This window comes from Enterococcus caccae ATCC BAA-1240, assembly GCF_000407145.1.
Classification (GTDB): domain Bacteria; phylum Bacillota; class Bacilli; order Lactobacillales; family Enterococcaceae; genus Enterococcus_L; species Enterococcus_L caccae.
This window is the reverse complement of record NZ_KE136472.1, coordinates 809,264-821,677: the sequence shown is the minus strand read 5'-3', so window position 1 is coordinate 821,677 and position 12,414 is coordinate 809,264. Positions and strand designations below refer to the sequence as shown.

At 35.7% G+C, this 12,414-nt stretch carries 12 protein-coding genes; 2 read left to right on the top strand and 10 right to left on the bottom strand.

Annotation, left to right across the window (positions count from 1 at the left end):
• Positions 1-3: 3 nt before the first annotated feature.
• The 4 genes from pyrH to I580_RS03695 all read right to left on the bottom strand — a co-directional run bounded on the left by pyrH (position 4) and on the right by I580_RS03695 (position 3,991).
• The gene (gene pyrH / locus I580_RS03710; protein ID WP_010772649.1) at positions 4-726 is read right to left on the bottom strand and encodes a UMP kinase; all 723 of its coding nucleotides are present in this window, start codon (positions 724-726) and stop codon (positions 4-6) included.
• Positions 727-862: 136 nt separating this feature from the next.
• Positions 863-1,744 (bottom strand): translation elongation factor Ts, encoded by an 882-nt coding sequence (gene tsf, locus I580_RS03705; RefSeq protein ID WP_010772650.1) that lies wholly within the window; start codon positions 1,742-1,744, stop codon positions 863-865.
• 351 nt (positions 1,745-2,095) lie between these two features.
• Entirely contained in the window at positions 2,096-2,884 is a 789-nt protein-coding gene (gene rpsB / locus I580_RS03700) for a 30S ribosomal protein S2 (RefSeq protein ID WP_010772651.1), read from the bottom strand.
• Positions 2,885-3,223: 339 nt separating this feature from the next.
• On the bottom strand, positions 3,224-3,991 hold the full coding sequence (locus I580_RS03695; RefSeq protein ID WP_010772652.1) for a TrmH family RNA methyltransferase: 768 nt from the start codon (positions 3,989-3,991) through the stop codon (positions 3,224-3,226).
• A 119-nt stretch (positions 3,992-4,110) separates the two neighbouring features.
• Between I580_RS03695 and I580_RS03690 the strand changes: the two genes are divergently transcribed.
• Complete coding sequence (locus I580_RS03690; protein WP_010772653.1) at positions 4,111-4,386, top strand: acylphosphatase; 276 nt, start codon at positions 4,111-4,113, stop codon at positions 4,384-4,386.
• Positions 4,387-4,505: 119 nt separating this feature from the next.
• Positions 4,506-5,435, top strand: coding sequence for a membrane protein insertase YidC (yidC, locus tag I580_RS03685; protein WP_010772654.1), 930 nt, complete (start codon positions 4,506-4,508; stop codon positions 5,433-5,435).
• A 41-nt stretch (positions 5,436-5,476) separates the two neighbouring features.
• On the opposite strand, the gene I580_RS03680 is transcribed toward yidC, so the two are convergent.
• From I580_RS03680 to glyS, 6 genes are all read right to left on the bottom strand, one after another.
• Entirely contained in the window at positions 5,477-6,049 is a 573-nt protein-coding gene (locus I580_RS03680) for a TetR/AcrR family transcriptional regulator (protein ID WP_010772655.1), read from the bottom strand.
• A gap of 62 nt (positions 6,050-6,111) precedes the next feature.
• Positions 6,112-6,918 carry a tryptophan-rich sensory protein gene (locus I580_RS03675; protein ID WP_010772656.1) on the bottom strand — a complete coding sequence of 269 codons (807 nt, stop codon included), beginning with the start codon at positions 6,916-6,918 and terminating at the stop codon, positions 6,112-6,114.
• 12 nt (positions 6,919-6,930) lie between these two features.
• Entirely contained in the window at positions 6,931-7,704 is a 774-nt protein-coding gene (locus I580_RS03670) for a DUF1295 domain-containing protein (protein ID WP_010772657.1), read from the bottom strand.
• A gap of 1 nt (position 7,705) precedes the next feature.
• Positions 7,706-9,514: a DegV family protein gene (locus I580_RS03665; RefSeq protein WP_010772658.1), complete on the bottom strand. Its 1,809-nt coding sequence runs from the start codon at positions 9,512-9,514 to the stop codon at positions 7,706-7,708.
• A 7-nt stretch (positions 9,515-9,521) separates the two neighbouring features.
• Complete coding sequence (locus I580_RS03660; protein ID WP_010772659.1) at positions 9,522-9,926, bottom strand: DUF2177 family protein; 405 nt, start codon at positions 9,924-9,926, stop codon at positions 9,522-9,524.
• Positions 9,927-10,331: 405 nt separating this feature from the next.
• Positions 10,332-12,413 carry a glycine--tRNA ligase subunit beta gene (glyS, locus tag I580_RS03655; protein ID WP_010772660.1) on the bottom strand — a complete coding sequence of 694 codons (2,082 nt, stop codon included), beginning with the start codon at positions 12,411-12,413 and terminating at the stop codon, positions 10,332-10,334.
• Position 12,414 lies beyond the last annotated feature (1 nt).

Genomic DNA, 12,414 nt, shown 5'->3' with positions numbered 1-12,414 from the left:
TTTTTATTTCCCCCTTACGGTTGTTCCAATATTCTCGCCAAGACAGGCACGGCGAATGTTCCCAGTTTCATTTAAGTTAAAGACAACTAATGGAATATCATTATCCATGCTTAGTGAACTTGCTGTTGAGTCCATTACTTGTAATCCTTTAGAAATAACATCTAAATGGGTTAATTCTTCAAATTTGACTGCATTTGCATCCACTTTAGGATCAGCTGAATAGACGCCATCCACATTGTTCTTAGCCATTAAAATCACATCGGCATCGATTTCAGCTGCTCTTAAAGCTGCTGTTGTATCAGTTGAAAAATATGGATTTCCAGTTCCACCTGCAAAAATCACGATACGACCTTTTTCTAAGTGACGCTCTGCACGTCGACGAATATATGGTTCTGCAATTTGACGCATCTCAATAGATGTTTGGACGCGTGTTGGAACCCCTAGATTTTCTAAAGTATCTTGTAACGCTAAAGCGTTCATTACAGTTGCTAACATTCCCATATAATCTGCTTGTGCACGTTCCATGCCCATTTGCGCACCAATTTGTCCACGCCAGATATTTCCGCCGCCAACCACGATGGCCATTTCGATTCCTAATTCATGAACTTCTTTGATTTCTTCTACAATCTCTTTGATTGTTGGAGGCTTAATTCCAAACCCTTCTTCTCCGGCCAAAGCTTCGCCACTTAACTTTAATACAACACGTTGATATTTAGGTTTTACCATTTTTGTTTTTCCCTCCACCATTTGTCTATGAACATTTTAACATACTCTAGCCATTCTGCCAGTTTATTTCTTTTGATTTGCCTAAAAAAAGGGAGCGCATCTCAATGCGTTCCCAACTGTTACATACGTAACAGATTTATTTTTTGATTTGGCTCATTACTTCGTCTGCAAAGTTATCTTCACGTTTTTCAATTCCTTCGCCAACTTCAAAACGAGTAAATGATTTAACAGTAGCACCTTTAGAAGCTACATATTTTTCAACTGTCATATCAGGATCTTTAACAAATGGTTGATCTGTTAGTGAAATCTCTGCTTTAAATTTGTTCAAACGACCGATAACCATTTTTTCAACGATATTCGCTGGTTTACCTTCATTTAATGCTTGCTCAGATAGAATTGCTTTTTCGTGATCTAATTCTTCTTGAGGAATTTGAGATTCATTTACATAACGAGGGTTGATAGCTGCTACGTGCATCGCAACATCTTTCGCAACTTCTTCGTCCGTTGTTCCTTCTAATACAGTTAACACTGCAATACGTCCACCCATGTGTAAATAAGCACCAAATGCAGCATTGTCATCTTTTTCAACTAATTCAAAACGACGGAAGCTGATTTTTTCACCGATAACAGTAGTAGCTTCGATCAATTCAGTTTCTAACGTTCCTTTATCTGTCTTAAGCGCTAAGGCTTCTTCCATGTTTGCAGGTTTGTTAGTAGCAATTTCAGTTGCGATTTTTTTAACTAAATCTTGGAACATTTCATTTTTAGAAACGAAGTCAGTTTCAGAGTTTACTTCAACGATTGCTGCAAAGTTTCCATTTGAAGCAACGTTTGCTAATCCTTCAGCTGCAACACGGTCATTTTTCTTAGCAGCTTTTGCCATACCTTTTTCACGTAGGTAATCAACAGCTGCTTCCATGTTACCTTCTACTTCTACTAATGCTCTTTTTGCATCCATCATACCGACACCTGTCATGTCGCGTAATTCTTTAACTAATTTTGCTGAAATATCTGCCATTTTTTGTTCCTCCTAAGTTTTAAAAGCTGAATGAGCTCGATTAAACTCGACTGAAAAATAGGGAAATATGAACGCGATGCTTTTTGGTCGCAGACAGATTTCATCTTTTTTCTGAGAGTCTAGCTCATGAAGCTAGATAATTTTAAAAGCGTAGCAGGCTCGTTAGCTCTGACAGAAAAATAGGAAAATGTAACTGAGGTACTTTTTGCCTCATTTATATTTTATCTTTTTTCCGAAGAACTAGCCTGCGAAGCTGGATAATTAATCCTAAAATTCGTTTAAAAAAAGCTATCTCAAAGGAGAATCAGGCTTTTTTTCGCCTAGCCTTCGAGACAGCTCCGTTTTTTTAAATTATTCTGCTGAATCGTTGCTGCCTTCAACAACATCAACGATTTCTTCGATTGAAGTTGCAGCTTCTGGTGCTTCTTCAACAAAGATTTCTTCTACAGCTTGATCTTCACCTTGGTTTCCTTCGATGAAAGCATCCGCCATTTTAGCAGTAATCAATTTAACCGCACGAATTGCATCGTCATTTGATGGAATTACTACGTCGATTTCATCTGGATCACAGTTAGTATCAACCATCGCAACGATTGGAATGTTCAATTTTTGCGCTTCTTGAACAGCAATACGCTCTTTACGAGGGTCAACGATATACATTACATCTGGAATTCTAGGCATATCAGCGATACCACCTAAGAATTTTTCAAGACGTTCACGTTGTTTGTTTAAACCAACAACTTCTTTTTTAGGAAGAACTTCGAATGTTCCATCTTCTTCCATTTTATTGATATCTTTCAAACGTTTGATACGTTTTTGGATAGTATCCCAGTTAGTTAAAGTTCCACCTAACCAACGGTGGTTTACAAAGTATTGTCCTGAACGAATTGCTTCGTCTTTGATCGCTTCTTGTGCTTGTTTTTTAGTTCCTACGAATAATGCAACGCCGCCGTCTTCAGCAACATTTTTCATGTAATCGTAAGCAGCATCTACTAATTTAACTGTTTTTTGTAAGTCAATGATGTAGATTCCGTTTCTTTCTGTGAAGATGTACTTCTTCATTTTTGGGTTCCAGCGACGAGTTTGGTGTCCAAAGTGTACGCCGGCTTCTAGTAATTGTTTCATAGAAATTACTGCCATTTTTTGTTTCCTCCAATTTGGTTTTTATTTGTTCCCTCTCCAGTTCTCCTATTTATAAGGAACTACTAAAAGTAGCACCGCCTTACAAATCAAATCTGGATGTGGATTTAGTGTTTTCACACCGTTGTCTAGTATACAATATTATTAAAAAAATTTCAACATAATTAATTACTTTTTTTGTTATCTTTAATTTGCTTATTCAGCCTGTTGAGAAACAACCTGATTCCTTAGCAATTGAACATTTCTAGTATTATGATCATACAATCCTTGGAATTTTTGTCGTTGATTTTTGGTTATTGCTAATGAACTTAAATAATAATAGTAACACCTGATATGCACTTATTGTTCCAAATGGTACATTAAAATACCTGCCGCAATTGCAACATTCAAAGATTCAGCAGTTCCTTTAATAGGAATATATATATTCTGATCTGTCTTTTCTAAAAATTCTGCCGCAACACCTTGACCTTCATTTCCCATTATCAAAGCATAATCTCTATTATGACCAATTTTCTGATAAGATACAGCTTCAGCATTCAGTTCTGTTCCAAAAACGGGAATCTGCTCTCTTTTAAAGCTATCAATAATATCTGCTAATGGCTTTCTTATAACAGGTAAATGGTAATTACTTCCTTGCATCGCTCGTAATACTTTAGTGCTATAAATATCAGAGGTTCCTTCACCCAGTATCACACCAGCAAGACCTGCAGCATCCGCTGTACGGATCATCGTTCCGACGTTGCCTGGATCTTGTACATTATCTAGAAGCAACCAACCGCCTGAAAACTCGATATTTTTTTCGTCATCAGGCATGTTAACGATTGCTACCATTCCTTGTGGTGTTGGCAATTCTGATAATGATAGAAGTACTTCCTCAGAGACATAAATCAGCAATTCATCAGGCTGTTGATCAAGCCAAACAGACCATTCTGACTGCCCACGCTGATTGAAAAGAATCCACTCTATTTTAGCCCCTGCTCTAACAGCTTCTTCAATTAAATGAAATCCTTCAATTATGTACTGTTGTTTCTCTTCTCTATACTTCTTTTTATGTAATTTTTTAAATTCTTTAATCGTTGTATTTTTTGTCGATAAAATTTCTTTCATATTTACACCTCGCTTAGCTATTATACCACGATTCCCCCCAATCAAACAGTCACTATTTCACTTGCCAGATTGTTAAAAAATCGCTATCATTGATTTAATTAAAAGCGAGGTGTGAAATAATGAGAAAAGTACGCATGAATGTACAAGGTAGAGTTCAAGGCGTTGGTTTTCGTTACATGACTAAAATGGTTGCGGATGAATTAAACATACGCGGAACTGTCCGAAATGAAGACGATGGTTCAGTTGCTATTGAAGCTTTAGGTCCCAATGATACGATTGATTTATTTATTCAAAAAGTGAAGGCTTCTCCAAGCCCCGCTGGTCGTGTCACATATGTTGACATCCAAGATGATCCATTTATGGAAGACTACACCAGCTTCAACGTTACAAATTGATTGAATTAGAAAGAATCTTTCTCAGTCTTGAGGCGGATTCTTTTGATTTTTATTGAAAAAAAACGCTTTTTCAAGTATAGTTAATCTTGTGCAAATTTTTTAGAAAAGGACAGAATAAAATGAGAAAATTAAATAAGTGGCTCCTCGGTTCCGGCCTATTCACCTTAGTGTTATTTTTATCAGGATGTGTAAAAACAGGTTCTGATGGTCAACCAACTGGCGAAGGAATCATCTATAACTTTTTAGTGAAACCAATGAGCAGTGCCATTACATACCTTGTTGATAATTTCGATTGGAATTATGGCTGGGCAATCATTTTCATCACGATCATTGTTCGACTGATCATCTTGCCATTAGGCTTGAATCAATCGAAAAAAAGTATGATCCAAACGGAAAAAATGCAAGCTATCAAACCGCAAATCGATGCAGCTCAAGCAAAAGTCAAAGAAGCAACTACTCGAGAAGAGCAAATGCAAGCTCAAGCTGAAATGCAACAAGTATACAAAGAAAATAACATGAGCATGATGGGTGGGATCGGCTGTTTACCGCTGTTGATTCAAATGCCGATCTTCTCTGCCTTATTTTTCGCTGCTCGTTATACAAAAGGAATTAGCGATGCATCATTTTTTGGTGTCAACCTCGGTCAACCAAGTATGATTTTTGTCGTTTTAGCAGGTGTTGCCTACTTACTTCAAGGTTACCTTTCTACTATTGGTATTCCTGAAGAACAAAAGAAAACGATGAAATCAATGTTGATCGTATCCCCATTAATGATTGTATTCATGTCAATCAGCTCTCCAGCTGGTGTAACATTATATTGGGTAGTCGGAGGGATTTTTAGTAGCATCCAAACATTAATCACTAACCAATTCTTAAAGCCAAGAATCAAAGCCCAAGTGGCAGAGGAATTAAAACAAAATCCGCCTAAACAGGTAATCACACCACGTAAAGATGTGACCCCTACTCAAGAAAATAAAGGACCGAAAACAGCCTCTCAAAATAGTCCTTCTAAAAAAGGTAGAAATGCTGGAAAACAAAATAGAAACTAAAAAAAACAAGAGCCAACGTATTGATTACGTTGGCTCTTGTTTTAGTTTTTATTCGCTGAAACTCCAAACACAAACAAATCAACTACTTGTTCAATACTTAATGTTGAATTACTTTGCTCTGTTTTGATATATGGAGATAACGTGTTCAAAAAGTGGGTCGTTGCAACTTCAGGTGACAATCCTTTACGAATACTAAAATCACTCTTTTTAAAGAGATCCAGCAACGGCTTTTTGTATGACTGATTCCATAATGTAAATAATTTAAGCTGTGTCTCTTTTGTTAACTTCGTTCTAAAATCATGCATCATCAAATCAAAATCAAATGGATGCTTTGTTTTAAGACATTCTGCAAATTTTTGTAACTTATTAATAGTATCAAGATTTTGGTCCTCAACAATGTTCACTAATTCTTCATTTACATCCCCTAACAGACTCTCAATAACCCCAACATAAACTTCCTCTTTATTTCTAAAATGATGATATAAATTAGGCTGTGTCACTTCTGCTAACTGCGCAATTTGTCTAGTTGAAGTACTTTGGTAGCCGTTATCCATAAATAAACGTGTCGCCACTTGAATAATTTTAGATCTAGTATTTTTCATTTCTTTATCCATCACTTAGCCACCTATAGTTGATTTGATTCCTATTTTAACAGAAGTAGACAAAGAAACCTATACTAGATAACATTCTTTTTTTGTTTTAAGAGTAAAACAAATTCATAAATACATAAAATTGCTAAAATGACTAAGCAGATTCCTACTGTGGTCATAATCGCTGGATAAGCTCCATTCCACCCATCCGCTGCTTGATGCTTAAGTAAGATTCCATAATATGCCCACAATGCGGCTAAACCGTATGCAATATCACGATTGCGAATAATAGTTGTAGCAATGATTACTAGACCCACGATCAATACAATAATCGTCCACATGACTTGATTATTTTGAAGAAAAGCGATGTTTTTATCAACTAAAAATGCCGTGATGTTGGCAATCGTCGCAATCGTGATCCAACCAAAATAAATGCTAAAAGGTAATCGCACAAATATATAATCATTTTTAGTTAGCTTAGCTTTAGTCAGAATACGATTCATATAAATCAACACAATCAACAAAGCCAACATAATCACGACAGATAAATCAATTTGCAAATATTGCCATGCTAATAGCCAAATACTATTTAAAATTGAAGAAATAATAAATAACACACTAAGCTTTTTGCCAAGTTGATGATGACTTAATATAGATTGATCTACTGGTTTAACCCATTGATAGACAACAAATCCTGCTAGTAATAGATAAATCACTGACCAAATTGCAAACGTCAAACCTGCTGGAGCAAATAAATTCGGATATGTATCTGAAACTTCCTGTGTCGTCATGCCATTTAAAGGCAGTAATACCGCAGCTGCGTTTACAGCAATCATTACGAAATAAACGACCGTTACAAACCACTTTGTTCTTAAAGACTCATTTTTAGTCATGATAATTCCTCCTTATAACCCTTTTTTTCCAATAAACGGAACAAATTTTGGTGTTTTATTTGCATACGCAATAAAATCTGGTCGATCTTTGTATTTTTTTTCTAATAAAGGAACTCCTGAAACAAATAAAAGCAACAAAGTAATCGTTACAGGTCCAATAATTCCCCAAACATTTCGTGTATCATTCAAACTTATAAGAAAAATCCCCCACCAACTTAGTGCCTCACCAAAATAATTAGGGTGCCTTGTTGTCGCCCATAATCCTGTTGTCAACAGTTTCCCATGATTGTTACCCTTTTTTTTAAATTTTGTTAACTGAGCATCTCCAATCGTTTCATAAGCAAATCCTAAAAGCCAAACTATAACACCTACTCCATTCCACCAATAAAACAGATCAACTGAACTTGTCATAACAAAAAGAATCGGCAGTGAAACAACTAGCAAAAGGACACCTTGAAGAACAAAGACATTTAGATAAGCTTTTAGTTTTGCGAAATGATTTCCCCATCGTTTTCTCATATTTACATAGCGATAATCTTCTGGTTTGCCAATATTACGTTTAGCTAAATGGAAAAACAAGCGTAGCCCCCAAATCGTTACTAATATAAGAACAGTCGTACTAACTGTCGTTTTTTCCGGCATCGCTATATATCCGGTAATCGCAACAAGTACAAAACCGATCCCCCAAGCTAAATCAACAATAGAGTTGTTATGAAGATACTGCGCTAAAAAGAATAACAACGTAAAATAAATAAAAATGACACTACTAATAATCCAAATAGTCATACTAATCCCCTCTTTCTTCAATTTCAACCGCCACAGCGATACTTCCTTGACCTGCACTCATTGCAATTACTGTTGAAATATCCATTATATAACTTGGCTGAAAACCTACTGCTTCACTCAATTTATTTTTCCAATGTTGCGCTCTTTGCTCTGCGTTTGCATGGATGATCGCATAACGTCTTATTTTATTTTTAGTATGGATTTTTTTTAATTGATGAATAATCTTTCGTTCGTTTCCTTTCAAGCTAAATGCAAAATCACTTAGTTGCCCTTCCCCTTTCTCGTTCAAACTGACAATCGGTTTTACGTTGATTTTTTTTGCTATTTTCCCGGCAAATTGTGGTATTCTGCCAGAATCGATCATAGGATCTAAATCGTCTACGCTAACGAGTATTTTAAGTTGACTACGCTTCTTTTTAATTTGTTCCACAATTTCATCAAAAGTCAGTCCAGAATGAATCAATTCAGCTGCATTCATTATTAGTAATCCTTGAGCAGCAGAATTTTGTTTAGAATCAATGACTTCGATCCTAGTAGTTGATGCTGTCATTTTCTTTGCAGCTTCTTTTACTGTATGAAATGTCCCACTTAGTTTGTCAGCAACTGTGATAACAATAATTGCTTCGTATCTCGTTTCCAAAAAGGAAAAAAGATTTTCAACCGTTTTTAGTGTCGGCTGCGAACTAGTTGCCCGCTCAGATCGATTTTTATTCATTTTAAAAAATTGTTTACTTTGAATCGTTATTTTATCAATATAACTAGTATTTCCAATCAATATGTTCATCGGCAGAACATGAATTTGATTATTTAATATATACTCAGCAGGAACATCAGCAATTGAATCCGTTACTAATGCAATCGACGCCTTTTTGTGTTGATTTACTTGGTATTGTAACAACATATCATCTGCCTTTTGTTGCAAAGGTTGACCAATCGTACTTAAATAGCTTAATACCTCATCTGGTTGATTAGAATGAATATGAATTCTAGCTTTGTTGCGATTTACAGCGACAATGAGTGAATCTCCATATGGAGCTAATTTCATTTGAATTTCGGCTTTTGGCTTTGTTACATGATCTAATAAAATTTCAGTACAATATCTATATTTTGGTTCGGAAGTATTCAAATGTTTGGTGTCAGATATCTCTATTTTGGGTGAATCATCAGAATAGGTCCTTGATTTAACGGTGGTTTCTTTATTTACAAAAGCATGCGTAAATCCTGTTATAAATATGTAAAAACCTTTTGCTCCTGCGTCGACCACTTGATTTCTTTGCAACACCTTTAATTGCTTTGTCGTGTTGTTTAACGCTTGTTCGGCTTCAGCTAAGGCTTTTGGTAGAAGTTTTTCTAACCCTTGTACTTGATCATTTTCACTAAGTGCTTCTGCCCATGATCGAATAACCGTAATAATCGTCCCTTCAACAGGATTACTGATTGCTTGATACGCTTCTGCAATTGCTGATTTCACACTTTTTACAAAACTTGCAACAGAATTTTTTTCTTCTTGAATCAATAAATTATTATAGATACCATTAAAATATTGAGCAAAAATAATTCCTGAATTTCCTCTAGCTCCTAATAAAGATGCTTCCGCAACTCTTTCAAACACCTCTAAAACAGATGTTGCTTCCTTATTGGTTTCCTCTAAAATCGCTTGCATCAATGAAGCCAAATTACTTCCTGTATCTCCGTCTGATACAGGAAATACGTTAATTTGATTTAATTCTTGTTTCTCCTTGATTACTTGGGTAGCGCCTTGTTGAAAGGCATTCAACAACTTTTTATAATCAATTGCTTGATCATCCATATTCTAATTACCTCCACTTAAAGTACTGAGCTACAAAAACTGTAAAACCACAAGTGGTTGCAGTGACTGCTGCTCCCCATATTAAATCGATGATTGTCACAAAAGCGGGCCAATTTTTAATGGTAGCCAAGTTTGTCAAATCATATGTGGCATAACATAATAACCCCAGAAAAGCCCCTGCTAAAAGAGCATACATTAAACTATTTTTTTCAAGCGCAGGATAAACTACGAAAAAGAGCATTCCCATTAGATAAACACTATAAAAAATTGCTGCTGGAATGATTTTTGTAGTACCTAGTAAACTACCTAACTGATCTTGATAAATTTTCCTAGCGATCAAAAGTAGCCAAGTAAAATCCAGCACCAAAAATGTCAAAGCAGCAGTGGTAAATATTCTTAAAAAATAATTCATTCTCTCTCCTCCTAGAAAAACATCACGAACACCTTATCATTCGATAAGTTTATCCTACCACGTTGAAAATAATTATGAAAAAATTTTGCTCAAAGAGTCATTCTTAATACCACGAATTATCAAAATCGGCATTTTAAAAATAAAAAGAGTGAGAAACAAAAGTAACATCTACTTTTGTTTCTCACTCTAAATACAATAAACGATGGAATCAGAAACAATCCCTTCGGAAATAAGCTGAAATTGCTGTAAAACACAACGAGGAACGAGTTGATGCTTTCTCGCTAATGGCCCGTCGCAGATAAACATTGTTGCACAGTCCCCACTTGGTTCTCGGGATTAAACACTTCTGCCCCATCCTCTAAAATCTAATAAACAGCTAGAGAAGTAGCAACCTACTTGATTTATTTATTTTACGATCAATAAATCTAAACTTGCCAATGATAAGGACATTTTAGCAATCCGATTAAGTTCTTTCAAACGATTCATCTTCACTTGTTCGTTGTCCACCATGACCATTGTTTCTTCGAAATATTGTTCAATCAACGGACGCAACTCTATTAATGCTTGATAATTTTCAGACATTGTACTTTCAGCAAACTGCTCTTCTATGTTATTAACAGCCTGATGCAACGCTTTTTCAGCATCATTTTCAAATAATGTAGCATCGATCTTGCTTTCTTGATTCAATAACTCGCGACCTTTTTTAGCTAAATTGATCACTCGTGTCAAAGCTTCCATCGAAGGTTTGAAATCTTCATCTAACAAATGTTTTTTCAAAATTGTTGCTGACGAAAATAGTTTTGCTAAATCTTTTTGCTCAGATGAAATCACTGCATCAATCACATCATGACGAACATCTTTTGCCATCAACAATTGACGCAAACGAGCTTTTACAAATTCAATCACTTCTTCTTGTCCACTCGTTAATTGAATTCCGTATTTTTGACTGTCTGCATTAACAGCTGCATCAATATCCATTTGTAATTGAACTAACGGGAACTGCCAGCCTTTAGCTTCAACAATACGTATCACACCATATGTTTGTCGACGTAAGGCATACGGATCATTTGAACCACTAGGAATCATACCCACTGCAAAGAACGCGAAAACACTATCTAGCTTGTCAGCCAATGCCAACACTGCTCCAATAGATGATTCTGGCAATGCTCCCTCACTTGATGTTGGCAAATAATGCTCTCGTATTGCTTGAGCTACCTCTGTTTTTTCACCTTGAAGTAATGCATATTTTTCACCCATTATTCCTTGCAATTCTGGGAATTCCCCCACCATATTGGTTACTAAATCAAATTTATAAATTTCAGAAGCCCGTTTTAAGTCAGCTAGTTCAGTCTCAGATAAACCAACTTCTTTTCCGATAATTTGTCCAATAATACCTACGCGCTGCATTTTTTCATAAATCGTTCCAATTTTTTCATGGAACGTCACATTTTTCAATCTATTGACACACTCTTCGATTGATAGCTTTTTGTCTTCACTATAGAAAAATTCAGCATCTTCTAAACGTGCAATCAAGACTTTTTCATTTCCTTTGATCACATTCTCAATATGGACACTATCTCCATTTCGTACAGAAATAAAATGCGGCAATAATAATCCTTGATCATTACGGACATCAAAATAACGTTGATGTTCTTTCATTGAAGTAACTAAAACTTCATCTGGTACTGAAAGATATTTTTCATCGAACCCTCCTACAAATGCCGTAGGATATTCAACTAAATTATTGACTTCTTCCAACAACTTCTCATCTAAATCAAGTTTCCAATTATTTTTATCAGCTAGTTGATTTGCTTGATCGATGATCATCGTTTTTCTTTCATTAGGATCAACGATCACAAATTGTTCTTTCATTTTTTCCTCGTATTCATTGGAATGGTTAAATGTCACGTCATCACCCAAGAATCGATGACCACGAGAACTATTCCCGGTTGTCACATCTAAGACTGAAAATGGGATCACTTCATCGTCCAATAATGCCACGATCCAATGAATCGGACGAATATACTCAAAATCATAATCCGCCCAATGCATAGTAACAGGAAAAGTCAAACTTGTAATAACATCTTTTAATCCTGCTAATACATCGCTCGTTTTTTGTCCTTGATTATGTTTTGTGACATAGACATATTCTACACCGTTTAATGCTTTAAATGTAATCGCATCAGTAGTCAAACCTTGTCCTCTGACAAATCCTTCAGCGGCCTTACTCCAATTTCCTTCAGCGTCTTGAGCGATTTTTTTAGCAGGTCCTTTGACTTCTTCCTGTGTATCTTCTTGTTGCTCCGGCAATTGTGTGACACGAACAGCCAAGCGACGAGGCGTTGAAAAGCTTTGAACTGTTTCATAAGACAAATTATTTTCTTCTAAGAATTTTACTATTTTATTTTCTAATTGTAAACGACTCGGGCTGACAATATGAGCAGGCATTTCTTCTAAGCCAATTTCAAGTAATAAGTCTTTTGCCATG